This is a genomic window from Comamonas sp. lk, assembly GCF_900564145.1.
In the GTDB taxonomy this organism is placed as follows: Bacteria; Pseudomonadota; Gammaproteobacteria; order Burkholderiales; family Burkholderiaceae_C; genus Comamonas.
In genome coordinates, this window is the sequence record NZ_UOOB01000002.1 from 36400 (window position 1) to 60808 (window position 24409).

Annotated in this window: 21 protein-coding genes and 2 tRNA genes; 13 read left to right on the top strand and 10 right to left on the bottom strand. The window is 60.0% G+C overall.

Going from position 1 to position 24409, the window contains the following annotated elements; all coding sequences use genetic code 11:
- Positions 1-59 precede the first annotated feature (59 nt).
- The 3 genes from fahA to EAO39_RS18945 all read left to right on the top strand — a co-directional run bounded on the left by fahA (position 60) and on the right by EAO39_RS18945 (position 3099).
- Positions 60-1373, top strand: coding sequence for a fumarylacetoacetase (gene fahA, locus EAO39_RS18935; RefSeq protein ID WP_120971279.1), 1314 nt, complete (start codon positions 60-62; stop codon positions 1371-1373).
- 93 nt (positions 1374-1466) lie between these two features.
- Positions 1467-2597, top strand: a complete 1131-nt coding sequence (locus EAO39_RS18940; RefSeq protein ID WP_120971280.1) for an SPOR domain-containing protein — start codon at positions 1467-1469, stop codon at positions 2595-2597.
- A 157-nt stretch (positions 2598-2754) separates the two neighbouring features.
- On the top strand, positions 2755-3099 hold the full coding sequence (locus EAO39_RS18945) for an I78 family peptidase inhibitor (RefSeq protein ID WP_120971281.1): 345 nt from the start codon (positions 2755-2757) through the stop codon (positions 3097-3099).
- A gap of 66 nt (positions 3100-3165) precedes the next feature.
- Here the strand turns inward: EAO39_RS18945 and hemW are convergent, their stop codons facing one another.
- The 4 genes from hemW to EAO39_RS18965 form a co-directional block, all read right to left on the bottom strand.
- Positions 3166-4410: a radical SAM family heme chaperone HemW gene (gene hemW, locus EAO39_RS18950; RefSeq protein ID WP_120971282.1), complete on the bottom strand. Its 1245-nt coding sequence runs from the start codon at positions 4408-4410 to the stop codon at positions 3166-3168.
- A 146-nt stretch (positions 4411-4556) separates the two neighbouring features.
- Positions 4557-5156: an RdgB/HAM1 family non-canonical purine NTP pyrophosphatase gene (gene rdgB / locus EAO39_RS18955; protein WP_120971283.1), complete on the bottom strand. Its 600-nt coding sequence runs from the start codon at positions 5154-5156 to the stop codon at positions 4557-4559.
- Positions 5157-5280: 124 nt separating this feature from the next.
- The gene (locus EAO39_RS18960; RefSeq protein WP_120971284.1) at positions 5281-6186 is read right to left on the bottom strand and encodes a PP2C family serine/threonine-protein phosphatase; all 906 of its coding nucleotides are present in this window, start codon (positions 6184-6186) and stop codon (positions 5281-5283) included.
- Positions 6183-7217 carry a serine/threonine-protein kinase gene (locus EAO39_RS18965; RefSeq protein WP_120971285.1) on the bottom strand — a complete coding sequence of 345 codons (1035 nt, stop codon included), beginning with the start codon at positions 7215-7217 and terminating at the stop codon, positions 6183-6185. The genes EAO39_RS18960 and EAO39_RS18965 overlap by 4 nt, the downstream gene beginning before the upstream one ends.
- 89 nt (positions 7218-7306) lie before the next feature.
- Here EAO39_RS18965 and EAO39_RS18970 point away from each other — a divergent pair, with 89 nt between their 5' ends.
- The 5 genes from EAO39_RS18970 (at position 7307) to EAO39_RS18990 (ending at position 12934) form a co-directional block, all read left to right on the top strand.
- A complete protein-coding gene (locus EAO39_RS18970; protein ID WP_120971286.1) occupies positions 7307-8200 on the top strand; it encodes a YicC/YloC family endoribonuclease in 894 nt (297 codons plus the stop codon).
- A gap of 42 nt (positions 8201-8242) precedes the next feature.
- On the top strand, positions 8243-8872 hold the full coding sequence (gene gmk / locus EAO39_RS18975) for a guanylate kinase (RefSeq protein WP_120971287.1): 630 nt from the start codon (positions 8243-8245) through the stop codon (positions 8870-8872).
- An 18-nt stretch (positions 8873-8890) separates the two neighbouring features.
- Complete coding sequence (gene rpoZ / locus EAO39_RS18980) at positions 8891-9094, top strand: DNA-directed RNA polymerase subunit omega (RefSeq protein ID WP_120971288.1); 204 nt, start codon at positions 8891-8893, stop codon at positions 9092-9094.
- Between the two features lie 104 nt (positions 9095-9198).
- Positions 9199-11454, top strand: a complete 2256-nt coding sequence (locus tag EAO39_RS18985; protein WP_120971289.1) for a bifunctional (p)ppGpp synthetase/guanosine-3',5'-bis(diphosphate) 3'-pyrophosphohydrolase — start codon at positions 9199-9201, stop codon at positions 11452-11454.
- A 136-nt stretch (positions 11455-11590) separates the two neighbouring features.
- Positions 11591-12934: a lytic murein transglycosylase gene (locus EAO39_RS18990; RefSeq protein WP_120971290.1), complete on the top strand. Its 1344-nt coding sequence runs from the start codon at positions 11591-11593 to the stop codon at positions 12932-12934.
- Between the two features lie 160 nt (positions 12935-13094).
- Here the strand turns inward: EAO39_RS18990 and greB are convergent, their stop codons facing one another.
- The 3 genes from greB to EAO39_RS19005 form a co-directional block, all read right to left on the bottom strand.
- Entirely contained in the window at positions 13095-13661 is a 567-nt protein-coding gene (gene greB / locus EAO39_RS18995; protein WP_120971856.1) for a transcription elongation factor GreB, read from the bottom strand.
- A gap of 91 nt (positions 13662-13752) precedes the next feature.
- Positions 13753-13829: transfer RNA gene (locus tag EAO39_RS19000), tRNA-Arg, on the bottom strand.
- A gap of 188 nt (positions 13830-14017) precedes the next feature.
- A tRNA-Arg gene (locus EAO39_RS19005) sits at positions 14018-14094 on the bottom strand.
- A gap of 344 nt (positions 14095-14438) precedes the next feature.
- Here EAO39_RS19005 and EAO39_RS19010 point away from each other — a divergent pair.
- Complete coding sequence (locus tag EAO39_RS19010; protein WP_120971291.1) at positions 14439-15968, top strand: PLP-dependent aminotransferase family protein; 1530 nt, start codon at positions 14439-14441, stop codon at positions 15966-15968.
- A gap of 54 nt (positions 15969-16022) precedes the next feature.
- Here the strand turns inward: EAO39_RS19010 and EAO39_RS19015 are convergent, their stop codons facing one another.
- From EAO39_RS19015 to EAO39_RS19025, 3 genes are all read right to left on the bottom strand, one after another.
- Positions 16023-17459 carry an amino acid permease gene (locus EAO39_RS19015; RefSeq protein WP_120971292.1) on the bottom strand — a complete coding sequence of 479 codons (1437 nt, stop codon included), beginning with the start codon at positions 17457-17459 and terminating at the stop codon, positions 16023-16025.
- Positions 17460-17646: 187 nt separating this feature from the next.
- The gene (locus EAO39_RS19020; protein ID WP_120971293.1) at positions 17647-18051 is read right to left on the bottom strand and encodes a nuclear transport factor 2 family protein; all 405 of its coding nucleotides are present in this window, start codon (positions 18049-18051) and stop codon (positions 17647-17649) included.
- Between the two features lie 743 nt (positions 18052-18794).
- Positions 18795-19193, bottom strand: a complete 399-nt coding sequence (locus tag EAO39_RS19025; RefSeq protein ID WP_120971294.1) for a nuclear transport factor 2 family protein — start codon at positions 19191-19193, stop codon at positions 18795-18797.
- A 328-nt stretch (positions 19194-19521) separates the two neighbouring features.
- On the opposite strand from EAO39_RS19025, the gene EAO39_RS19030 reads away from it, so the two are divergent.
- The 4 genes from EAO39_RS19030 to EAO39_RS19045 all read left to right on the top strand — a co-directional run bounded on the left by EAO39_RS19030 (position 19522) and on the right by EAO39_RS19045 (position 24303).
- Positions 19522-20943 (top strand): FAD-binding oxidoreductase, encoded by a 1422-nt coding sequence (locus tag EAO39_RS19030; RefSeq protein WP_120971295.1) that lies wholly within the window; start codon positions 19522-19524, stop codon positions 20941-20943.
- Between the two features lie 605 nt (positions 20944-21548).
- Entirely contained in the window at positions 21549-22556 is a 1008-nt protein-coding gene (tauA, locus tag EAO39_RS19035; RefSeq protein ID WP_120971296.1) for a taurine ABC transporter substrate-binding protein, read from the top strand.
- Positions 22557-22640: 84 nt separating this feature from the next.
- On the top strand, positions 22641-23429 hold the full coding sequence (locus EAO39_RS19040) for an ATP-binding cassette domain-containing protein (RefSeq protein WP_120971297.1): 789 nt from the start codon (positions 22641-22643) through the stop codon (positions 23427-23429).
- On the top strand, positions 23422-24303 hold the full coding sequence (locus tag EAO39_RS19045) for an ABC transporter permease subunit (protein WP_120971298.1): 882 nt from the start codon (positions 23422-23424) through the stop codon (positions 24301-24303). The genes EAO39_RS19040 and EAO39_RS19045 overlap by 8 nt, the downstream gene beginning before the upstream one ends.
- Positions 24304-24409: the final 106 nt, after the last annotated feature.

The following is a 24409-nucleotide window of genomic DNA, read 5'->3' on the forward strand; positions in this document are numbered from 1 at the left end:
GCGCATATGCGACAAGCGCTTCAAGCCGATTTCACGTATATCAATCCTAGGAGACAACAATGGCTTTGAACGAAACCCACGACCCGGCCCTGCAAAGCTGGGTGGCATCTGCCAATACCGGCAGCAGCGACTTCTCCATTCAAAACCTGCCGTTTGCCGTGTTCCGCCGCAGCGGCAAGAACGAAGCCTTCCGTGGCGGCGTCGCCATTGGCGATCAGGTGCTGGACATGGCCGCCGTGCGCGATGCCCAGGCTCTGGGTGCCGAAGTGCAAGCCCAGGTCGAGGCGGCAGCGCAAGCCCAGCTCAACGCATTGATGGCCATGAGCCCCGCCCAGTGCGCGGCCCTGCGCCTGGCCCTGTCGCGCGGTCTGCGCCTGGGCTCGGCCCAGCAAGCCGCTCTTCAGGCTTGCCTCGTGCCCCAGGCGGAAGTCGAATACACCGTGCCCGCCAGGATCGGCGATTACACGGACTTCTACACCTCGGTCCATCACGCCACCAATGTGGGCAAGCTGTTTCGCCCCACCAATCCGCTGATGGAAAACTACAAGTGGGTGCCTATCGGCTACCACGGCCGCGCCTCCAGCATCCGCATCTCGGGTGTGGATTTTCACCGTCCCAACGGCCAGCTCAAGGCTCCCGACGTCGACCCCGTGCTCAAGCCCTGCAACCGTCTCGACTATGAGCTGGAGATGGGCATTTACACCGGCCAAGGCAACCATTGGGGCGATGCCATTGCCATTGAAGCGGCCGAGAACCACATCTTCGGCCTGTGCCTGCTCAACGACTGGTCGGCCCGCGACGTGCAGGCCTGGGAATACCAGCCCCTGGGCCCGTTTCTGTCCAAGAACTTCGCCACCAGCATCTCGCCCTGGATCGTGACTCTGGAAGCGCTGGCCCCCTACCGCACGGCCTTCACCCGCCCTGCCGAAGATCCCCAGCCCATGCCCTATCTGAGCTCGCAGGCCAACCGCGAACAGGGCGCGCTCGATGTGCAGCTCACCGTCGCCATTCAGACGCCCCAGATGCGTGCAGCCGGCCAGCCTGCCGCCCAGATCACCCAGACCAGCTACCGCCACGCCTACTGGACCATGGCCCAGCTGATGGCCCACCACAGCGTCAACGGCTGTGATCTGCAGCCCGGCGATCTGCTGGGCACGGGCACGCTCTCCGGCCCCACCACGTCCGAAGCCGGCGCGCTGCTGGAAATCACCGAAGGCGGCAAAAAGCCGCTGACCCTGCCCAATGGCGAAACCCGCACTTTTTTGCTGGACGGCGATGCCGTGGTCTTTACCGGCTGGTGCGAAAAGCCCGGTGCTGCTCGCATAGGCTTTGGCGAATGCCGCGCCACCGTGCTGCCTGCGCGCCAGGCCTGACGGCCTTCAAGCCTTGAAAGAAACGGCGCAACACCGGTTTTTTCAAGGCTTGCCGCAATACCTGCGGCGATATCTGCATGCCACAATTGCGGCATGTTTGCCGCCTCGGACCCATCTTCAGCCCCCGCACTGGCTCCAGCCGATGCCGCCGCCCCTCCTCATGGCAACAGCCGCCTGCCGGCCTCGGTAGCCGGCGCATTTGCGGCGGCGGCCTACTCCATGCAAAACGAGTTGAACCGCAGCCAGCTGGGCGATGACACGCAACCAGAACCTGCAGCAGCAGAGACCGGCTTGCTGCCCCGCCTCTACGCCAGCCGCCTGGGCAAACACTCGGCCGATTACTATCTGCGCCAGTTTCAACGCTTTGATGCACTGAACCGGGGCCTGCCCAGCTGGAATATGGCCGCCGCCTGCTTTACCCTGGCCTGGTGCAGTCTGCGCGGCCTGTGGCGCCAGGCAGCCTGGTATCTGCTGGCCGTGCTGGCCACGGCGGCCCTGTGGTTCTGGGGCTTGCGCCCCTTGATGCCGGCCACCATGGGCTATGGCCTGGCCGGCGCACTGTGGCTGCTGACCATGGCTGTTCCGGGCTTGATGGGCAATAGCTGGTACTGGCGCAAAGTGCGCGCCCAGACCCTGGAGGCCGTGAGCAGCAGCGCCACCGTGGCCCAGGCCCACGCCCAACTGGCGGCACAGGCCATCACGCCCAGACACCAAGCCCTGGCCCTGCTGGTACTGGCCTTGCCGCTGGCTGCGGCTGCCGGAGCAGGTCTGGCACTGCTGCCCCAGACCACGAGCAGCCCTGCGCCCGAAGCCGCACGCGCACCCGCTATCGCCCCACCGCCACCAGTTGTCCAACCCGAAGTCCCTGCTGCGCCCGTCATTCCCGAGGTTCCAGCGACACCGGCAGAGCCAAGCGAAGAGGCATTGCCTACAGAGCCCCCGGCTGCCGAGCCTGCTCCCAGTGCCGCCAGCGAAAATACAGGGCTTGAACCCGGCCGCTTTTACGTGAATGTGGGCACCTTCTCCGATCCGGACGAAGCGGGCCAGGCCCTGGCCTTGATGGAAAAATCCAAGCTGCCGGCCCTGGTGCAGACCTTGCCCAGCAACAAAGGCGATGTCAGCCGCATTCGCTCAGGCCCGTTCAACAGCCAGAAGCGGGCTGAAAGAGCCGTTCGCAAGCTCAAACCGCTGAAGTTGCAAACCAGTATTTTTCAGCACGAATAAGCATCAAGCCCTTGCTGAATAATCGGTGAAAGCTCTTATATTCATAGCAAATCATTTGCAAGAGCTTGCACTTTGCTCAACCTGCTTACCCTAAGCAAGCCGATAGCGGCGCTCAGTCGCGCTATGGTGTGCGCAGAACAACGACGATGCCCTCACCATGCCCGCTGCAAATCTCCCTTTCTCCCGTCTGAGCCTTGGCACGATTGGCACGCTCAGTCTTGCCCTGCTGCTGTCCGCCTGCGCCGGCACCGGCGGCCCTGTCGGCAATACGGCGGCCACGCCCGCACCACGCCCCACGCAGATCTGCAATGCGCAGGCGGTGCAATCGTTCATCGGCCACAACACGGCGGCCTCCACCCTGGAAACAGCCCGCAAGAAATCGGGCTCCTACATGGTGCGCGTGCTGCGCGAGAATCAGCCCGCCACCATGGAATACAACCAGGAGCGGCTCAACGTCATCACCAATGAGGCCGGCAAGATCATCGCCCTGCGCTGCGGTTAAAGCGCGCAAGCTGCCATCAAAAAAGGACGCAAGATGCGTCCTTTTTTTGGGGTCCTGCCGACAGGCTCACACCGCCAGAAACAGCTCCTGCAGGTCATTGAGGAAGTCAAAACCGCGCTCGGTGGGCACGACACGCCCCAGATCGCGGGTGATCAAGCCTTTGGCATGCGCCGCGTCCAGTCCCTTGGCAATGGAGGACATGGGCAGGCCGGTGCGCTCCATAAAGGTCTGCAGGGCAAAGCCTTCGCGCAGGCGCAAGGCATTGAGCATGTATTCAAACGGCAGATCGGCGCGCTTGACCTCGCTGTCCTGGGCCAGCGGCGTGCCGGCCAGCGCCATGTCCATATAGCGGTTCGGGTCACGGAAACGCACCTGGCGAGCTATGCGGTGGGCAAAGCTGAGCTTGCTGTGCGCGCCGGCGCCGATGCCCAGATAGTCACCAAACTGCCAGTAATTGCTGTTGTGAAAGCACTGGTGACCCGGCTTGGCATAGGCCGAGACCTCATAGCGCTGCATGCCCGCCGTGCCGGTGCTGGCGGTGATCAGATCCAGCATGTCGTAGGCCGTATCGTCCTCGGGCACCACGGGTGGGTACTTGGCAAAGTAGGTGTTAGGCTCGATGGTCAGGTGGTAGATGGACAGGTGCGGCGGCGCAAACGAGAGCGCGGTATCCACATCGCGCTGCAGATCCGCCAGAGACTGGCCGGGCAGCGCATACATCAGATCGATGTTGAAGGTCTCGAAATTGTCGGCCGCCTCGCGCACCGCAGCCTGAGCCTGGGCCGCGTCATGCACTCGGCCTACGGACTGCAGAAAGCGGTCATCAAAGCTTTGTACACCGACGGACAGGCGGTTCACCCCCGCTGCCCGGAAAGCCTTGAAGCGGTCTTTCTCAAAGGTGCCGGGGTTGGCCTCCATGGTGATTTCGCAATCGGGCTCCATGCGCAGCCGTGCCCGCAAACCGGCAATCAGCTTGTCTATGCTTTCGGGTGAAAACAGGCTGGGCGTGCCGCCGCCCATGAACACGCTGTGCACCGTGCGCCCCCAGATCAGCGGCAGCGCGCTTTCCAGGTCGGCCATCAGGGCGTCGATATAGCGATCTTCAGGCAAGGCCGCCGCACCGCCCTTGCGATGCTCATGGGAGTTGAAATCGCAATACGGGCATTTTTTGAGGCACCAGGGCAGGTGCACATACAGCGACAGCGGCGGCAAACTGCCCAGCTGCAGCGTGCCGGGGCGCATGTAATGCTGAATATCGCGCTGAACGGCGACTTCGGCGGCATCGGTAGTGTGGGGCTGTATAGGAATCATGGGGAATAGTTCTCGACAGAACCGATGCAGCTCAAACTGGCACGCCCCGAGCCAGAGATGCCAAGCAAGGGCCGCCCCGCAGCGAGGGCATCGTCCCCCTCCCGAAGAGAGAGGGGGAAGCCGCAAAGCGGCTCAGGGGGACTAATTTATAACCAGCGCTCTCGCACCATGGCCAGCATTTTCTGCGAAGAACGGCCGCGATGGCTGTGCGCATGCTTGACCTCGGGGCTCATCTCGGCAAACGTCATGCCCACTTCAGGCAGATACATCACGGGATCAAAGCCAAAACCCTGGTTGCCCCGGCGCTCGGTGGTGATCAGACCTTGCACCCGGCCCACGGCGATCAGGGGCTCGGGGTCCTTGGGTGAACGCACGGCGACCAGCGTGCTGACCATGGCGGCGCGGCGGTTCTCCACGCCTTGCAGCTGCTCCAGAATCGCCAGCACATTGTTGTCGTCGCTTTTCTCGTAACCGAACTGCGTGCAGTAGTAAGCGGTGTCCACGCCGGGCAGGCCACCGAAGTGGTCCACGCACAGGCCGGCGTCGTCGGCAATCGCGGGCAGACCGGTGTGCTCGGCGGCAAAACGCGCCTTGGACAAGGCATTTTCCACAAACGTGCCATAAGGCTCGGGCGCTTCGCCTTCAAACAGGTCGCCCTGGCAAATCAGTTCCACACCCAGGGGAGCAAACATGGCCTGGAGTTCGGCCAGCTTGCCGCGATTATTGGAGGCCAATACAATTTTCATGATAAAAATCCACGCAAACCCAATTAAAGGCTGCGTATATAGCTATATATTAAGTAGCAGATCACAGTCTGCGCACCGGCAGCACTGGTGAGCGATGGCAGGCTGCGGGCAGCAAGCCTGCGACTCAGGATCTGACTTTTTGCCGCTCGGCAGAACGGCGAATGGCTTCATTGATCTCGGCGATTGAGCGTTCAATGGCCTCGTCATTGAGCTCATCCTCGCACGCATCGAGCGGCCCCATCTGTATCGTGGATTCAAAACCCGACACATCAATCTCCTGGGTTGAGACAGACGAGGGTTCGCAAACACTGGGCGTTTCCCACTCCATGGCAAGAACGGTGACATTGTCGCTGGAATCGCCGGCACGGCGCAGCGCAGCCTCCACCAGCGCCGGCACGGACTTGGCCACCGGCTGCTTTTCCAGACACTGCAGCATCTCCTGCGTCTGCACGCTGCTCCACAAGCCGTCCGAGCACAGCAGCAGCTGATCGCCCTGCTCCAGCGGCCTGGAATCGCTCAGGTCATAAATCGGCTTGGAGGGCGAGCCCAGGCAGGTGAAGAGCACGTTGCGGTTGGCCTGGTTGACCAGGCTGGACACTTCGCGCATCTCGGAATAGGAGTGATCACGCGTGCGTTCCAGCAATTCGCTGCCGCGCACCCAGTACAGACGGGAGTCGCCGCAGTGAATCCAGGTTGCCACGCCATCTTGCACCACGGCAGCCACCAGCGTGGTGCGCGGCGTATCCACCATGTTCTTGCCGCTGGCGTAACGCAGTATCTGGCGATGGGCCTGCAAAAGCGCCTCCTCCAGAAAAGCCCGCGGGTCGTCCAGACCGGGCCGGGCTTTTTTCTGAAAATGAACCGACACCACCTGCAGTGCAATCTGGGCCGCGACCTCCCCTTCGGGGTGGCCGCCCATGCCATCGGCCAGCACAAACAGCGCGGCATCCCGCGTGTAGCTGTAGCCCATGCGATCTTCGTTGATGACACGTCCGCCACGGCGGCTGAGCTCGAATACCGAGAACTTCATGGTTTGCGCCCATTGGCATCAGCCCCCGGCAAAGCGCCGGAGCCGCTGATCTTTTGTATGTTTTTCTTGGCGTCGTGCACCAAGGTATCCAGCTGCAGGCGCATGCGCTCGGCCACGCTGAGCTTGGTGAAGCGGCGCTCGCCTTCTCGGCTCAGCTCTTTTTGCAGCGTGAACACGGATTGCGGCCGTGACAGTGGGTCCATGGCCATGCACCACTCCACCACCTCGATGAGGTTGTCGGAATAGACACCGCGCAGCTTGCCGAAAGCCATCGACAGCCGGTCTTTTTCCTGGCGCTGAGGCGCTTCATTGGGCGGTATGCCCTGCATGCAGGCGTAGATGCAGGCACCGATGGCATAGATATCTGTCCAGGGCCCCAGGGTGGTGTCGCGCCGATACATCTCGGGCGCAGCAAAGCCGGGGGTATACATGGGACGGATGAAATTGCCTTCTTTGGACAGCACTTCGCGCGCCGCGCCAAAGTCGATCAAGACGGCCTTGTCATCCGGGGTGATGAAGATATTGGCCGGCTTGATGTCCAGATGCAGCATCTTGTGCTGGTGCACGATGCGCAGCCCGCGCAACACCTCGTCGAACAGCGAACGGATGGTGGACTCGCGAAACACTTTCTCCGTCTTGAGCTCTCTGGCCGTGACGATGAAATCCTGCAGGGTGGCCCCTTCCAGGTAGTTCATCACCATGTAGACGGTTTCGTTTTCGCGAAAGAAATTCAGCACGCTCACCACGGAGGCATGTGAAATCTGGGCGAGCGAGCGCCCTTCCTCGAAAAAGCTCTTGAGCCCGAGGCGGTATAGCGACAGTTTTTCAGGGGCCACTATCGGCTGCAGCTCGCCCGGGGCACGGGTGGCTAGCGAAGCTGGCAGGTATTCTTTGATTGCTACCTGATTGCCCTCGACATCCAGAGCCAGGTAAACAATGCCGAATCCCCCCGAGGACAGCCTGCGCACCACCCGGTAGCCGCCAATTGTGCTGCCAGGCGGCAAAGGCGCTGGCTTGATCTTTGTAGACATTTTTTACCGGTAAACCTCAAGGATGATGCGAAACCCGGATAATCGTGCAATTGCAAGCATCCATCAAAAGTCCAATGCCAGTTTACAGCATGACCGGATACGCCAGTGCCCAGCACAGCGCCTCCGTTGAGGGTGGTCAAGTGCCACAGGCCAGCAGCCGCCTCGGCCTTGAGATCCGCGCGGTCAACAGCCGCTTCCTGGATTTGTCCTTCCGCCTGCCCGACGAACTTCGCGCCCTTGAACCGGCGCTGCGCAGCCTGCTGACCGCGCGCCTCAAGCGCGGCAAGGTCGAAGTTCGTGCTGCCATAGACAGCAACGACAACCAAGCCCTTTCCGCTCCTTCGGCGACCCAGCTGCAACGCCTGGTCAACCTGCAGGATTCCATCCAGGCCTGGTTGCCCAAGGCCCGCGAGCTTTCCGTTGCCGACGCTCTGCGTCTGTGCTCCGGCAGCAGCGGCCCCAGCAACGACTGGAGCGAGATCGCTCCGGCCCTGGCAGAGCAAGCCGTGACCGAGCTGCTTGCAGCCCGGGCACGCGAAGGCGAACGCCTGGCCGTCATGCTGCTGGATCGCATCAAGCAGCTGCGCGAACTGGCCAAAACCGCCACTCCTCTGGTACCCCTGCTCGTCGAGCAGCAGCGCCAGAAGTTCCTGGAGCGCTGGAAGGAAGCCATGGCGCTGAGCGAAGGTACGGCATCGCCGGAAGTCGCTCAAGACCGTGCGCTGACCGAAGCCACCGCCTTTGCCATCCGCATCGACGTGGCAGAGGAAGTGACCCGTCTGGGTTCGCACCTGGACGAGATCGAGCGCCTGCTCAAAAAGGGCGGAGACATAGGCAAGCGCCTGGATTTCCTGATCCAGGAGCTGCACCGCGAAGCCAATACCCTTGGCTCCAAGTCCGCCACACTGGAGTTGACCCGCATCAGCGTGGACATGAAAGTGCTGATCGAGCAAATGCGCGAGCAAGTGCAAAACATCGAATAAGCCCAATTACCTCTGCGTAACCACCGCTCTACGCAAAAAGTCATGGACCATCCCGGAAATCTATTTGTCGTGTCGGCACCCAGCGGTGCCGGCAAATCATCGCTCGTGCGCGCCCTGCGCGAATTCGACGCCCGCGTCTACCCTTCGGTCTCCCACACCACGCGCCCGCCGCGTGGCCAGGAGAAACACGGCCGCGAATACTATTTCGTGCCCGACTCGGAGTTCGACACCATGGTGGCCAATGGCGCCTTCGTGGAGTGGGCCAATGTGCACGGGCGTCGCTATGGCACTGCCAAGAAGTCTCTGGAAGAACGCATCAAGGACGGCACTGACGTGCTGCTGGAAATCGACTTCCAGGGCGCCTTGCAGGTCAAGCAGGCCTTTCCCAATGCCATTTTGATTTTCATCCTGCCTCCCAGCTGGGATGAACTGCGCGCCCGCTTGGAAAACCGCGGCGAGGACGCCCCTGAAGTCATTGAGCTGCGCCTGAGAAATGCCGAGCAGGAGATGGCTCAGGTCGCAAAATTCGACTTCGTTATAATCAACGAACTGTTTGAGGCCGCTCTCTTTGATCTGAAGGCGATTATTCACGCCCAGCGCCTCAAATATGCGGCCCAGCGGCGTGTACGCGCCGACACCTTCGAGTCGCTCAATATCCCTGAATCCAACTGACCGTACCCGGAGAACTTGATGGCACGCATCACTGTAGAAGATTGCCTGGAGAAAATCCCCAATCGCTTTCAGCTCGTTTTGGCCGCGACCTATCGCGCCCGCATGCTCAATCAAGGCCACACGCCCAAGATTGAGACGAAGAACAAGGCTGGCGTTACTGCTCTGCGCGAAATTGCCGAAGGCAAAGTCGGCGTGGAAATGCTGAAGAAGGTACCAGGCTAAGTTGTTGCATTGCAGCACCACAGCGCACAATAAAGCACCGCTTGACGGTGCTTTTTTGTACCTGCAAGTTTGCACTCACCGCTTGCACGCTACATTTAAGGCATATGACAGCGGCCCAGAACTCGATCACTGCTCCTCCTACCCCGGCACAAGCCAAACCTCAGCGCATGTCTGCTGAGCAAGCAGCCAGCGTGTCCGCTGCTGCATTTGCGGGCTTGATGGAGCAATTGGGTTATCTGGATCTGGACAGCGCGAACCGGGTTCACCAAGCCTATCTGTTCGCCGACAAGGCCCACAGCGATCAGTGGCGCAGCAGCGGCGACCCCTACATCACCCATCCGATTGCAGTCACCAGTATCTGCGCCAACTGGAAGCTCGATGCCCCTGCCCTCATGGCTGCACTGCTGCATGACGCCATGGAAGACTGCGGCGTCACCAAGGCCGATCTGGAAGAGCGCTTTGGCGAGGATGTGGCCGAGCTGGTCGATGGACTGACCAAGCTGGACAAGCTGCAGTTCAATACCCGCGAGGAAAACCAGGCCGAGTCTTTCAGAAAAATGCTGCTGGCCATGGCACGGGATGTGCGCGTCATCCTCATCAAACTGGCCGACCGCTCCCACAATATGCGCACCATGGGCGATATGCCGCGCGCCAAGTGGGGCCGCATCTCGTCGGAAACGCTGGAAATCTACGCCCCGATCGCCCATCGCCTGGGGCTGAATCAGACCTACCGCGAGCTGCAGGATCTGGCGTTCAAGCATCTTCATCCCTGGCGCTACGCCACGCTGGAAAAAGCCATCAACCGCTCGCGCACCCGCCGCCGCGACCTGGTGCAGCGCGTGCAGGAAGAAGTCAATGCAGAATTTGCCCGTCGCGGCATGCATGTACGCCTCATTGGCCGCGAAAGCACGCTGTACTCCTTGTACCAGCGCATGCTCAAAAGCCAGCTGAGCTTTGCCAAAGTCACCGATATCTACGGCTTTCGCATCATCGTGCCGCAGACACTGGACTGCTACACCGCCCTGGGCGTGCTGCACCAGAAATACAAGCCCATGCCGGGGCGTTTCAAGGACTACATCGCCATTGCCAAGAGCAATGGCTACCAGTCGCTGCACACCACGCTGGTCGGCCCCTCCAGCGTGAACATAGAGTTCCAGATCCGCACGGAAGAAATGAATATCGTGGCGGAAGCTGGCGTGGCGGCCCACTGGCTGTACAAAGCCCAGAAGGGCAGCGACTCCGAACAGCTGAGCACCCAATGGCTGCAATCACTGCTGGATATCCAGAACGAGACGCGCGATGCCTCCGAGTTCTGGGACCACGTCAAGGTCGATCTGTTTCCCGACGCCGTCTACGTGTTCACGCCCAAGAGCGAAATCATGGCCATGCCGCGCGGCGCCACCGTGGTGGACTTTGCCTACGCCATCCACAGCAAGATTGGCAACCGCACCACGGCAGCCAAAATCAATGATGAGGAAGTGCCGCTGCGCACCGAGCTCAAGAGCGGCGATGTGGTGCAGATCATCACCTCCGAGACGGCCACGCCCAATCCGGCCTGGCTGGGCTTTGTGAAGACGGGCCGTGCCCGCTCCAAGATTCGCTCCTATCTCAAGAACGCAGCCCAGACGGAAGCCGGCCAGTTGGGCGAAACCCTGCTGGCACAGGCACTGCGAGCCGAGGGCATTGATGCCATCCCGCTCCAGGACGATGCCAACCGCGCAGTCTGGGATGAAATCCTGCGCATCACCGGCAACCGCACCCCCGCCGATCTGATGGTGGACATAGGCATGGGCCGCCGCATTGCTTCGCTGGTTGCGGCGCGCATGACCACCGCCATGACCAAGCAAGGCGTGCGCCCCGATGCCTTGCTGATCACGCAAGAGCGCTTCAACACCAGCAACCGCCCCTTCCAGGGCGCCGTCACCCTCAACGGAGACGAGAGCAGCACAGTCCATTACTCGCACTGCTGCCGTCCCGTGCCCGGCGATCCCATTCTTGGCTATCTGGGTGGCCAGGGCCTGATCGTTCACCATGCCCAGTGCCACAATGTCATCAAGCTGCGTGAAAAAGATGCCGAGCGCTTCATTACGGTGGACTGGGCCGACGATGTCACCCGCCTGTTTGAGTCGGGCATCGTGGTGACGGTGCAAAACAACAAGGGTGTGCTGGCCCGCGTAGCGGCAGAACTGTCCAACGCCGAAGCCGACATCGTTCGCGTGGAAATGACCGACGAAGCCGCCATGGGCACCACCGATCTGTGCTTTGTGATTGCGGTCAATAACGCCCAGCAGGTGGAAAATGCACTGCGCAATTTGCGCCGCGTGCACTCCGTGCTCCGGGCCTCCCGCATCATTGCCTGAACGCTGCGGTTTTTCACAATCCGCCACAAGCCGCTTTGCCAGCCAAAGCGGCTTTTTTACAATTTTCTGCGACTGAACAGCCTCATCCCACAGGCCCGAAGCCATGGGCAGGCAGCGAGCGGGCGACAATGTTTGCATGCCCCAACTCGCTTTTCCGCCCCAGCTTTTCTCCACCCGCTCATTGGCACTAGCGGCTGCCGTGGCCGCTACCGTGTTGGCCGGCTGCGCCAGCAGGCCTGAGCCCCAAGCCACTCCAACCCCTTCCAGCACAGCCAGCGCCTCATCGGCCGCTACACCGAGCGAGAGCACGGCGTCGGCGGCAAGCACCTCGCCAACCGATGAGCCTCGCCTGCGGGCCCAGGACTTTGAACGCTGGAAAGCCCAGTTTCTGCCCCAAGCACTTGCTGCAGGCATCAGCCAGGCCACGGTCAACTCGGTGCTGGCCCAGGCAAAGCTGCGGCCCAGCATCGTCGGGCTCGATCGCGCCCAGCCCGAATTCACGCGCACGCCCTGGCAATACCTAGACAGCGCAGTCTCTGCGCCGCGCATCAAGAACGGGCGCGCCAAGCTGCAGGAATATGCCGCCCCCCTGCAAGCCGCCGCCAAGCGCTATGGCATTCCCGCACCGGTGGTTGCAGCCATCTGGGGCATGGAGAGCAACTACGGCAGCAACTTCGGCAACTTCTCCACGGTGGACGCATTGGCCACCCTGGCCTTTGAAGGCCGACGGGCCGAATGGGCACAAAAAGAGCTGATCGCTGCGCTGCGCATCATAGACAAGGGCGACATCGACGCCGCACACATGCTGGGCTCCTGGGCCGGCGCCATGGGCCACACGCAGTTTCTGCCTTCCGTGTTTTTGCAATATGCCGTGGATGCCGATGGCGATGGCCGCCGGGACATCTGGGGCTCCATGGCCGATGTGGCAGCCTCCACCGCCAACTACCTGGCCCATTCAGGCTGGAACAGCAACGAGCCCTGGGCTGTGGAAGTACGCCTGCCCGCCGGCTTCGATTACGCCCGCGCAGATATGTCGACCCGCCAGAACAGCAGCGACTGGGCCGCCGAAGGCGTACAAAGCATGAACAGCCAAGCCCTACCCAACATGGCGGGCGCCAGCATCATTGCGCCCGCAGGTGCACGCGGCCCCAGCTTCATGGTGGGCAGCAATTTCAAGGCCATCCTGCGCTACAACAACTCGGTCAACTACGCACTGGGAGTGGGCCTGCTGTCTCAGCAGCTGGCTGGCAACGGCGGCGTACAGGCCGACTGGCCCCGCGATCTAGCCGCGCTTTCGCGCGATCAGACATTAGCGCTGCAAACCGCACTCAATGCACGCGGCTTTTCGGCCGGCGCTGCCGATGGCGTCATGGGTCCAGCCACTCGCGCCGGTCTGCGCCGCTTCCAGCAAGCCCAGGGCCTGGTTGCCGATGGCTATCCCACGCTGGAGTTGCTGCAGCGTCTTCAATTCGCCAACTGAGACAGGCACGACAGCAAAAACAATAGCTGCCTGCGCTTGATATTCATAGATATCACACACGAACAATGCTGATACCTATGAATAATTAGCGCTAGCAGCTCCTCAAATGAAAGCGCCGCATGGGTTTGAACCCGGACAGCGCTTTTTTTCTTGCAGCGGATCAGCCCTGGTCGGACGGCTGCGGATAGCTCACTTCCAGGATTTCCAGCATGCGCACACCGGCAGGCGTGGGCAAAGCCACCTCATCGCCCACCCGCGCCTTGAGCAAGGCTCGGGAAACCGGCGCAATCCAGCTGACCTGGTTCTGGGCGCTGTCGGCTTCGTCAATGCCCATGATGGTGATGGTGCGCTCCACGCCTTCATCATCCACATAGGTCACGGTCGCGCCGAAATAGACCTGATCGCTGCCCGCATGCACGGCAGGGTTCACGACTTCGGCAATTTCCATGCGTTTGGTCAGAAAGCGGATGCGCCTGTCGATTTCGCGCAGACGCTTTTTGCCGTACAGATAGTCGCCGTTTTCGGAGCGATCGCCATTGCTGGCAGCCCAATGCACGATTTCCACGATCTTGGGCCGCTCGTTGTCGATCAGATCCAGCAACTCGGTCTTGAGGCTTTGATAGCCTGCGGGCGTGATGTAGTTCTTGCCGCCTGCGGGCAACGGCGGCAGCGCGCCAACCTCGTCGTCTTCGTCGCCGTCTGATTCTTTGGTAAATGCCTTGCTCATGGGGCGATCTTCACACAGAACCGCGATGACGGCGCCCAAGCAGACAAAAACGAAAAAGCCTCAGAACTTTTCAGTTCTGAGGCTTGACGTTTGGTGCGGCTGGCAGGAATCGAACCCACGACCCCTTGGTTCGTAGCCAAGTACTCTATCCAGCTGAGCTACAGCCGCTAAGCCACTATTGTAACGCGCTTTTGAAGCCCGTTTTGAAGAAACTCAGCATTTCTTCCAATAGACAAAAAAATTTAGAAGACTAGGGAGCAAGTCCAACTTCAGCAGACGTGCAAACCAAAGCGCTTCCTTTGGACACTGCAGAAACGAAAAACCCTCAGAACTTTTCAGTTCTGAGGGTATGCGTTTGGTGCGGCTGGCAGGAATCGAACCCACGACCCCTTGGTTCGTAGCCAAGTACTCTATCCAGCTGAGCTACAGCCGCCAAGACTCGAATTATATACACAAAATTCGACCCAAGAAGAAAACGCACAAGAAAATGAAAAAAGAGGCGCAAAGAGCCCCGGATTCTCAGCGCTCCTACCCTCTCAAGCCTGCGTCTTCAAAAACCGAGTGAGCGGCCGGTTGCGCCTGCTTCTCGCCAGGAAAGCCGCACTTGCTGAACGCACATCGACTCTGTCCTATATTGGCAGAGCTGACCAGCCCGCAGTGGCCGATCAACAAGGCAGCAGCACGATCAAGACTCGCACCATGCGTATCGTGCCGTGCGCCCAGAGACAACTCAGACCATGCCCCGCATGCGCTGAGACAGTGAATGCACAACAATAAATGACAACAGATATCCAACAAGCCCCCTCCCGGATACCGCCCTCGGTCGCCATGTGGGAACAACTGTTTCGCCGCAGCGCCAGACCGGCCCTAGGCTTGCAAGGCCAGATCCGCGAGATGCTGGTGGACGCCATCCTCACCGGCGTGCTGGCACCGGGCGAACCTATACCCTCCAGCCGGGAGCTGGCCAAGCATCTGGGTGTGGGCCGCATCACCGTGGTCATGGCCTACCAGCAGCTGACCGAAGAAGCCTTCCTGCTGAGCCGCGAGAGAAAAGGCCACTTCATTCACCCCGATGTGCTGCAAGGCCGCACTTACGGAGCCGAACGCAACACGCCAGCCGGAAAAAACGCCGATCCCCAAGCGAATACGGACTGGTCCCGCCGCTTGTGGCTGCGGCCCAGCCGGCAGCGCAGCATCGTCAAGGAAGACGATTGGCAGCGCTTTCCCTATCCCTTCCTCTACGGTCAGTTCGACAAGGAACTGTTTCCCATCGCAGCATGGCGGGAGTGCTGCCTCAAGGCTCTGGGTGTGGTGGACATTCACATGTGGGCACCCGATCACATCACCCGCGATGACGACAGCCTGATCCAGCAGGTGCAGACCAAGATCTTGCCGCGCCGCGGCGTCTGGGCTTCGCCCGATGAAATCATCATCACCGTCGGCGCCCAGCATGCGCTGTACATGGTGGCCGACTTGCTGATGCGCGAAGGCTCGTCCATCGGCATCGAAGACCCCTGCTACCCCGATGCGCGCAATATTTTCAGCAGCCGCACCTCGCAAGTCATTCCCATTCCCGTGGACGGCGATGGCTTGCCCATCGTGAATGCCATGCGCAAGCTGGAGTATCTCTACGTCACGCCCAGCCACCAGTGCCCCACCGGCGTCACCATGCCGCTGGAGCGGCGCGAAGCTTTGCTGGACGTCGCACAAAAGCATGACCTCATCATCATCGAAGACGATTACGAAAGCGAAAGCAGCTTTGATGAGCAGCCCATACCAGCACTCAAAAGTCTGGATCGCAGCAACCGCGTGATCTATATAGGCAGCCTCTCCAAGAGCATGGCACCGGGCCTGCGCGTGGGCTATATCGTGGCGCCGCCTGAGCTGATCAAGGAGCTGCGCGCTCTGCGTCGCCTCATGATCCGCCACCCTTCGACCTTCATCCAGAGAACACTGGCCATGTTCATCTCGCTGGGCCACTACGAAGCCCAGCTGCGCCGCCTGGGTCAGGCCCAGAAAGAGCGTCATGCTGAGTTGACGGCGGCCATGGCCCTGCATCTGCCCGAATGTCGCATCACCCCGGTGCGCGGCGGTGGCTCGTGCTGGGTACAGTTGCCAGACCATATCCCCGCTCAGGCCCTGGCGCTTCAGGCTGCCGAGCATGGCGTGCTGATCGAACCCGGTGATGTGTTCTTCACGGCCACCAGAAACACGGGCAACTTCATACGCCTGGGTTACCAGTCCATCCCCACCCACAAGATCGCCCAAGGCATCAAGGCGTTGGCCGACGCAATGCACAGCATGTAAGCAAAAAGGCCCCGGACTCGAGGTCCGGGGCCTTTTGCATTGGAACTAAAGCGCTCAGTTCTTGCGCAGCTTCGGTGGCGCCAGGTCGCCCAGCAAACCATCCTGTGCCACGCCGCGGCGCAGGGCTTGGCGCACGCCATAGGCCAGCAACAGAATACATAGGCTGGCCACACCCAGTGCCAGCGGCATGCGCTGCTCGGGGATAAAGCCCATGGCTACCACGATGGACACCATGCCTGCAATGGCCAGCCAGGTCAGGTAGGGGAAGCACCACATGCGCACCTTGAGCAAATGCGGTGCCTCACTCTCCAGACGATAGCGCAGACGCAGTTGCGAGATGGCAATCAGAATGTAGACAAAGATGGCCACCGTGCCGTAGGAGTTCACCAGGAAAGCGAACACCTTGTCGGGCGAGATGTACGACATCACGATGGCGCCATAGCCAAACAAGGTGGCGACCAGAATCGCGTAGACCGGCACGCCGTTGCGGCTGACCCGGGCCAGCACCTTGGGTGCGTCGCCACGGCGGGTCAACGCAAACAGCATGCGCGAGGAGGCATAGAGACCGGAGTTCAGAGCCGACAGCACGGCCGTCAACACCACGGCATTCATGATCTGGGCTGCGGCCGGCACACCCATTGCTTCCAAGGCACTCACATACGGCGTGGACATGCCTGCAGAGCTCCATGGCACAAGGCAGGCCACCAGCAATACCGAGCCTACATAGAACACCAGCACGCGCAAGATGACCGAGCTGGTTGCCTTGGCCACGGCCTTCTGAGGCTCTGCAGTTTCAGCAGCGGCAATCGTCACGATTTCCGCACCAAAGTAAAAGCCTGTGGCCGCCACAGCACCGGTGAGCACCGGAACAATGCCGTTGGGCATGAATCCACCGTTATTGCTCAGGTTGGCGATATGCATGCCATTGCTTCCCGGCGTCAATCCCAGCACGTAGACGCCGGCAATGAACAGAAACACCACAATGGCAGCCACCTTGATGGAGGCCAGCCAGAACTCGCATTCGCCAAAGGATTTGACCGAGACCAGATTGGTCAGCGTCATCATGATCAGCAGGATCAGGCTGATGCTCCAGGTCGGCACATCGGGCAGCCAGTAGCGCACCAGCTCAGCCCCCGCCACGGCCTCCAGCGCCACAACGATGACCCAGAAGTACCAGTACATCCAGCCCGTCAGAAAGCCCGCCAGCTGCCCCACGGCAGGCCTGTCTATCCAGGCTTCGCGGGCGTACTCATAAAAAGAGCCACCCGTCATGGAGCAAGCCATCTCGCCAAGCATGCGCATGACCAGAACCACCAGCAGCCCGGTGATCAGGAATGAGATGATGGCTGCAGGCCCTGCAGACTTGATGACCACGCCGCTGCCAACGAAAAGCCCGGCTCCGATGACGCCCCCCAGGGCAATCATGGTCATGTGCCGCTGTTTGAGGCCGTGTGACAACCCATCAGACGATGAACGCTGATTTCCAATCATTTTTTGTCTCCTGTCTTGCTGACATCAAAATGTCAGACGCCACGGCTTTGTGTGTGTAATTCAGTCCTGCCGCTCATGCAGCTTGTTGCCGTGGTCGTTCAGTTATGGTGCTTGAAAATATCTGCTGAAATCTCTGTATGCCGCGCAATCTGCTGTTGCACAGAAGTGCGCGGCACCATGCCTTGACTTAGGCTCTGGCGAGCGCCACTGGCGGACGATCCTTGCGATAAGCGTTCTTGACGGCAATCTTGCCGTCGCGGAAGGTGAACACATCGACCATGCGAGCCTCTACGCGCAGGCCATCGGCCTTGGTGCCTTTGAAGGTGCTCTCCGAAACGCCACGTTCGCCTTGCACAAAATGCTCGCCATCGACCCAGGCAGCATCGGGGAACGCCTGCCAGGCCAGCTGGAAGCCGTCACGCACGGCGTCTCGTCCCACAAAGCTGCGCCCCATCAGGTCCGGTCCGGCAATGGCGTGAAACTCGCACTCATCGGCCATGAAACCCATCAGTGCGTCGATGTCGTGACGATTCCATGCATCAGAAAAACGTGCCAGGAACTGGGCATCGGGTTGGGATTCTTTAGTGCTCATGTACTCTCCAGATTGGTTCAATGTCATGGGTGTCTGCGACTGAAAGTGCGACACCTTCTGATCGAAAAATGCCTGAAATTCCGATAAGCCATGGTAGGTAGCACGGGCCATATTTCGTAGAACCAGTCTGGCTCTATCGTTAAGTCCAAGGCCAGACCATGAAGAGCGCAGCACGGTGAGCACATGCGAAAAATATCTACGAAAAAGCGGCTTGAGAAAAGGCTGCTTCTCCTGCGAGAACCAACGTCTCTCGCAGCCTCTTTTGGAGCCGAGTATGGGCATTTTCCAAGGCCGCTTCTTCGTCGTCATTTAGGTGAAAACGATAGGAGCAAGTCAACACGCTCAGTGCGGTCATCGCAGACGAACGCGCTCAGAAAATCAGTGCCCGCAGCCGGGTGCTTGCGCAGGTTTTGAAGAAAGCAATCGGGGCTTGACGCATGGCTTGTCAAGTTCATGCATTGGCCAGGGGGCTGCACAGCATGCAAGCCATCACGCGGCGAATATCACGAGGGCGCAGCCATGGCTGCCGATTTCTTTCACAGCATAGGAGTGTGATCTATGGGTCATGGATGAGGCTGGCAGCGTGCACAATGCCGCGCAGTTGCAACAGGCACCGCGCTCACTTCTATGTGTACTGTTTTGCCAGCCCCCAAAGCGCTGCGCAGGCTTGCAGCAAAGCCAGACGCACGGCTTTCAAACTCTCCCACACCTGCTGCACGAGACGCTGCTTCTGCTGCCGCTAGTCAGCTTGCAGCGATCGCTGGCCTGTCCTTGCGAAAAGCATTCTTGATGGCAATCTTGCCGTCGCGGAAAGTGAAGACATCGACCATGCGCGCTTCCACACGCTGGCCATCGGCTTTGGTTCCCTTGAAGGTGCACTCCGAGACGCCGCGTTCGCCTTGCACAAAATGCTCTCCATCGACCCAGGCGGCATCGGGAAAGGCCTGCCAGGCCATTTGAAATCCTTCGCGCACCGCATCTCGCCCGACAAAGCTGCGCCCCATCAAATCGGGGCCAGCCACAGCATGGAACTCGCATTCATCGGCCATGAAGCTCATCAGCGCGTCGATATCGTGGCGATTCCAGGCGTCGGCAAAGCGCGCCAGAAACTGGGCATCGGGTTGAGGCTGGGGGAAGGTCAATGGAGTCTCCTGATGGTGGGTCTGAGGGCAGCACTTCTTGGGGTGTAGCGCTGCATCATCGAGTTATCGATGACCCATGGTAGGCAGCCGCCGCACAGACTCGTTAGAACCAGTTCCTACCAATCGTTAGGTCCAGATGACAGAGCACGCACTTCTGGCTCCATCAAAACCTGTTCCGTGGCCCTAACAAGCAGCGCAAAGGGCTGGCTATGCTGCGTTCATCACTCCATGCAGTGGCCTGCAACGGCATCTGCACTGGCTTTGCTTCCCTCAATTCCATAGCTATAGAGCGACGCTTCAAGCGCTGCCACACAAGGAGACAATCGCCATGAAAGCCGAGGACATTCGCCCCAGCCTCCTGCGTCCCTACGATCCGCAGTACGACCCTCTGGTTGCCCCCAATCCAGGGCACGGAACCGACTACGCGCCGACCTATTGGGTGGGAACGGCAGGCCGCCCCCCCGAAGATGACGGCCCCATCTGCCAGGATATCGAGGCCGATGTGGTCATCGTGGGCTCCGGCTTCACGGGCTTGTCCACCGCCCTCTTTCTGGCCCGCGAGCACGGCATCCGCGCCGTGGTTCTCGATGCCAACCAGACCGCCTGGGGCTGCACCAGCCGCAACGGCGGCCAGGGCCAGAATGCCAGCGGTCGTCTCTACCGCTCACAGTGGGTTGAACGCTGGGGCAAGGACGTGGCCCTGAAGCTGGATGCCGAGATCCGCGAAGGCTTTGACACCTTCAAGAAGCTGGTTGCGGAATTCCCCGAATGCGAGCCGCAGCCAGGCGGGCATTTGTACATTGCCCATCGCGACAGAAAAATGGATTTCCTGCGCAACGAGACCCGCGTCATGCGCGATGTCTTCGGCTATGACGCCCGCATGCTCAGCGTTGACGAAGTCCGCCGCGATTACGTCGATGATGCCGATTGCCGTGGTGCCATGCATGAACCCGACGGCATCGGCGTTCACCCGCTCAAGCTGGCCTTCGGCTATCTGCGCAAGGCCCGTGAACTGGGTGTGAAAGTACACCCTGCCAGCCCCGTCATCGGTATGGAATCACGCAATGGCGTGCACTACCTCAAAACACCGGGCGGCACCGTCAAGGCACGTGCCGTCGGCTTTGCCACCGGCGGCTACACCAGCAACGGTCTGCACCGCAATCTGAACTCGAAGATCATGCCGATTCTTTCGAACTCGCTGGTCACCCGGCCGCTAACGGAAGAAGAGCTGGCGGCCACCAGCTTCAAGACCACGCAAGTCATCACCGACACCCGCACCCTGCGCTTTTACTACCGCAAATTGCCGGACAACCGCGTACAGATCGGCAGCCGCAGCGCCATCACGGGAGCGGACGCGCCCAATCCTATCCACATGGCCAAGCTGGTCGAAGGCCTGCACCACAAGTTCCCGGCACTCAAGGGCATTCAGGTGGATTACTCCTGGTGGGGCTGGGTTGACGTAAGCCACGACATGATGCCGCGCATCACCCAGCCCGACCCTAAGGAAAGCATCTTCTATGCGGTCGGCTACGGCGGCAACGGTGTCTCATTCTCCGCACACGCAGGCCGCCGCATGGCCCAGCGTATTGCAGGCCAAAACCTCAAGGCTTTTGAGCTGCCGATCTACAACTCGCCACTCGAATATCCCAACGTGTTCAACACAGTGCGCTCTGAGGCGTTTGCACCATTTCGCCGCATGGGACAGCGCTTCCTCTACCACTGGTATCACATGCACGACGAAAAGAACTGATCCCGACCAACACAACTCGGCTCTGCGCAAATCAAGAGCACTTTCCGCAAGGAAGGTGCTCTTTTTTTCGCCCCGCAAATGCAGTTGGCTCTTCTGGCTATGGATTTGACGTTTCAAACGCAGTCAAACGCGTATCTCTGGCACGCATATTGCGGCGCGTTCAGTGCAGCGTTTTTTCAAACCTCAATGCCCCAGAAACACGCAGTTCTTCAACGCGTCCATTCAGATCAGTGAATACACCTAAGTCCATAAAAACATCCAAAAAAGCAAATACAGGCACAGCTCATGTTTCTGCAGAAACCGCACCACATAAGGCTTTGCGGCGTACAGACGTGCGGAATGCAGGAGCATTGAGCTCACATTTCTTCAACCAAACACCATGCCTGCAGGCACTGGACCTAACGATTGACATCAACTGGCCCTACTGGCTGAACAGCGTTGCTCACTACGATCCGCTGAGAAAGCCTCTTTGCACTTCATGAGAAGCTTTCAAACGGTTCAGCAAAAAAGGAAATACGAAAACAAGACAGCAAGAGCGGCGGCAACACGGGATTTTCCGGTCGAGATATTCAACGGATTTCGTTCTAAAAATGGAGAAATTGACAATGAGAATGCAGAAACGATTGGTGCTGAAAGCAGGTATTGCAATGACAGCACTGGCTTTGGCCGGTCCCGTGCTTGCACAACAAAAGACAGTGACCTTCGCCAACCAGGACATGTTGGTGCCGCTGCGTCTGGTCATGGAATCCGGCGAAGTGGAAAAGGAAACGGGCTACAAGATCAACTGGCGCATGTTCTCGGGCGGCGGCGACGTGATCCGGGCCATGGCCTCGGGCGATGTGCAGATGGGAGAGGTAGGCTCCAGCCCACTCACGGCAGCGGCCAGCCAGGGACAGGACATCAAGCTTCTATGGATCTCAGCAGACATTGCCAGCGCGGAAGCGCTGGTGGCGCGCGATGGCGGCGGCATTAGCAACTTCAAAAGCATGGAAGGCAAACGCATCGGCGTGCCATTCGTCTCCACCGCGCACTACCAGCTGATCGCAGCGCTTGGAAAAGAAGGCGTGGATGCGCGCAAGGTCAACATCATGAACATGCGCCCGCCAGAGATTGCTGCCGCCTGGGAGCGTGGCGATATCGATGGCACTTTTGTCTGGGATCCGGTACTGGCCAAGGTCAAGCAAAAGGGCAAGGTGATTGCTACCTCCGGCAGCATTGCGCAGATGGGCTACCCCACCTTCGAAGGCATTGCCGTCAGCACCAAGTTCGCTCAGGAAAATCCCCAATTCATGGTGGCCTTCGCCAAGGCTCTGAATCGCGCCAGCGCCCAGGTACGTGACAACCTGGCCAAGTGGACACCCGAGTCGCCCGAAATCAAGGCCATTGCCAAATGGAGCAAAGCCGATCCCAAGGACGTGCCTGCGGCCATGGCGCTTTACCGCTTCCCCAGTGCAGAAGAGCAGCTCAGCGCGCAATGGCTGGAAGGCGGTGCAGCCAAGGCCATGACCAACACCGCAACCTTTCTGAAGCAGCAGGGCCGCATTCAGGAAATCAAGCCCGACTATGCCGTGTTCGTGACCAACAGCTATGTCAAAAAGGCGCTAGGCCGCTAATTGCCCGAACCCACTCACGACGGCCGGCAGCGGTAATCACACCGTCGTGAATTCCTGCTTTATTTCTCTTTGGAAGGCACTCTCATGCCGACTCTGGATATACGCGACCTGACCGTCAATTACGAGGTCAAGGGTGGGCATTTGCAAGCCCTGGCTCCCGTGAACCTGACCATGCATGAAGGCGACTTTGTGGTGGCACTCGGCGCCTCAGGCTGCGGCAAGACAACTTTGCTCAACTGCATGGCCGGATTTCTGGCGCCTTCCAGCGGCCAGATCCTGCTGGACGGAAAACCCATTCAAGGCCCGGGTGCCAATCAAGGCGTCGTATTTCAAAAACATGCGCTGATGCCATGGCTCAATGTGATCGACAACGTCGCACTGGGCTTGCGCATGCGCGGCATGGACCTGAAAAAACGCACGCAGATCGCACAGGAAAAATTGGGCCTGGTCGGTTTGGAGAAATACGCCCAGCGCGCCGTGTATGAACTGTCTGGCGGCATGCAACAACGCGTGGGCATTGCCCGAGCGCTGGCCAACGACCCCGCACTTTTGCTGATGGATGAACCCATGGGCGCACTCGACGCTTTCACGCGCGAGCAGGTCCAGGAAATTCTGCTGCGGGTATGGAAGGCCACCAACAAGATGGTGTTCTTCATCACCCACTCGGTGGAAGAGGCCCTGTTTCTGGCCAGCCGCCTGATCGTCATGAGCCCCAGCCCAGGGCGCATCTCGCATGTCTACGACGACATGCCGTTCTGTCATGAATTTCTGCGCACCGGCGATGCCCGTGCTGTCAAATCGCGCCCTGACTTCATCCGGATGCGCGAAGAAGTTCTGAGTCTGATCCACCACAGGGAGCCTGCAAATGTCTGAAGCAGTCCAAATGAACCATCTGCCCCCCACGACAGCGCGCGCGCAACCCAAAGCACCGACGGCACAGGCATCGGGACCGGTGAAAACCAGCCGCTTCAAGGTCCCTGGCGAAGGCTCCAGCGTGGGCATCAGCATAGTCACCGTGATCGTGCTGCTGGCACTGTGGTTCGCGGCCACCAATCTCGGCTGGGTCAAGCCTTTGTTCCTGCCCAGTCCACAGGCGGTTTTCCAGCAGTTCTATGAATATCTGACCGGGCAGGCCAACGACAAACCGCTGTGGCAGCACTTCTCCGCCAGTCTGTTGCGCGTGACCGTGGCCTTCTGGCTGGCCTTCATCATTGCCGTGCCGCTGGGCATTGCGATGGGCATGTCACGCGTCGCACGCGGCATCTTCGATCCACCCATCGAGTTCTACCGTCCGCTGCCGCCGCTGGCCTATCTGCCACTGATCATCATCTGGTTCGGCATCGATGAAACACCGAAAATTCTGTTGATCTTCCTGAGCTGCTTCGCCCCGCTGGCTCTGGCGGCGCGCTCGGGCATGCGCAGCGCGGCACAGGAGCAAATCAATGCCGCGTATTCGATGGGCGCAAGCTACTTGCAAGTGATCCGCCACGTGATCCTGCCGGCCGCACTGCCGGACATTCTGGTGGGCATGCGCATCGCCATCGGCTTTGGCTGGACGACTCTGGTGGCCGCTGAAATGGTGGCGGCGAACGTGGGCCTGGGTCAGATGGTGCTGAACGCCTCGAACTTCCTGCGCACCGACATCGTGATCATGGGCATCATCGTTATCGGAGTGATTGCCTATGTTTTCGACCTGTTCATGCGCTGGGTAGAAAAGCGTCTGGTTCCATGGAAGGGACGCATGTAAGCTTGGTGCTTGCACCATGTGAAACCGCCCCCGCCAGTGCCTCTGCCGGGGGCGGTTTCACAAGCAGATTTGCCCCAGGCAGTGCGATTTCTCGCTTTGATGGCTT

Bases quoted from the DNA above. Each gene is read 5' to 3' on its own strand.
- fahA (WP_120971279.1), top strand. From the start codon at position 60: ATGGCTTTGAACGAAACCCACGACCCGGCCCTGCAAAGCTGGGTGGCA.
- EAO39_RS18940 (WP_120971280.1), top strand. From the start codon at position 1,467: ATGTTTGCCGCCTCGGACCCATCTTCAGCCCCCGCACTGGCTCCAGCC.
- EAO39_RS18945 (WP_120971281.1), top strand. From the start codon at position 2,755: ATGCCCGCTGCAAATCTCCCTTTCTCCCGTCTGAGCCTTGGCACGATT.
- hemW (WP_120971282.1), bottom strand. From the start codon at position 4,410: ATGATTCCTATACAGCCCCACACTACCGATGCCGCCGAAGTCGCCGTT.
- rdgB (WP_120971283.1), bottom strand. From the start codon at position 5,156: ATGAAAATTGTATTGGCCTCCAATAATCGCGGCAAGCTGGCCGAACTC.
- EAO39_RS18960 (WP_120971284.1), bottom strand. From the start codon at position 6,186: ATGAAGTTCTCGGTATTCGAGCTCAGCCGCCGTGGCGGACGTGTCATC.
- EAO39_RS18965 (WP_120971285.1), bottom strand. From the start codon at position 7,217: ATGTCTACAAAGATCAAGCCAGCGCCTTTGCCGCCTGGCAGCACAATT.
- EAO39_RS18970 (WP_120971286.1), top strand. From the start codon at position 7,307: ATGACCGGATACGCCAGTGCCCAGCACAGCGCCTCCGTTGAGGGTGGT.
- gmk (WP_120971287.1), top strand. From the start codon at position 8,243: ATGGACCATCCCGGAAATCTATTTGTCGTGTCGGCACCCAGCGGTGCC.
- rpoZ (WP_120971288.1), top strand. From the start codon at position 8,891: ATGGCACGCATCACTGTAGAAGATTGCCTGGAGAAAATCCCCAATCGC.
- EAO39_RS18985 (WP_120971289.1), top strand. From the start codon at position 9,199: ATGACAGCGGCCCAGAACTCGATCACTGCTCCTCCTACCCCGGCACAA.
- EAO39_RS18990 (WP_120971290.1), top strand. From the start codon at position 11,591: ATGCCCCAACTCGCTTTTCCGCCCCAGCTTTTCTCCACCCGCTCATTG.
- greB (WP_120971856.1), bottom strand. From the start codon at position 13,661: ATGAGCAAGGCATTTACCAAAGAATCAGACGGCGACGAAGACGACGAG.
- EAO39_RS19010 (WP_120971291.1), top strand. From the start codon at position 14,439: ATGACAACAGATATCCAACAAGCCCCCTCCCGGATACCGCCCTCGGTC.
- EAO39_RS19015 (WP_120971292.1), bottom strand. From the start codon at position 17,459: ATGATTGGAAATCAGCGTTCATCGTCTGATGGGTTGTCACACGGCCTC.
- EAO39_RS19020 (WP_120971293.1), bottom strand. From the start codon at position 18,051: ATGAGCACTAAAGAATCCCAACCCGATGCCCAGTTCCTGGCACGTTTT.
- EAO39_RS19030 (WP_120971295.1), top strand. From the start codon at position 19,522: ATGAAAGCCGAGGACATTCGCCCCAGCCTCCTGCGTCCCTACGATCCG.
- tauA (WP_120971296.1), top strand. From the start codon at position 21,549: ATGAGAATGCAGAAACGATTGGTGCTGAAAGCAGGTATTGCAATGACA.
- EAO39_RS19040 (WP_120971297.1), top strand. From the start codon at position 22,641: ATGCCGACTCTGGATATACGCGACCTGACCGTCAATTACGAGGTCAAG.
- EAO39_RS19045 (WP_120971298.1), top strand. From the start codon at position 23,422: ATGTCTGAAGCAGTCCAAATGAACCATCTGCCCCCCACGACAGCGCGC.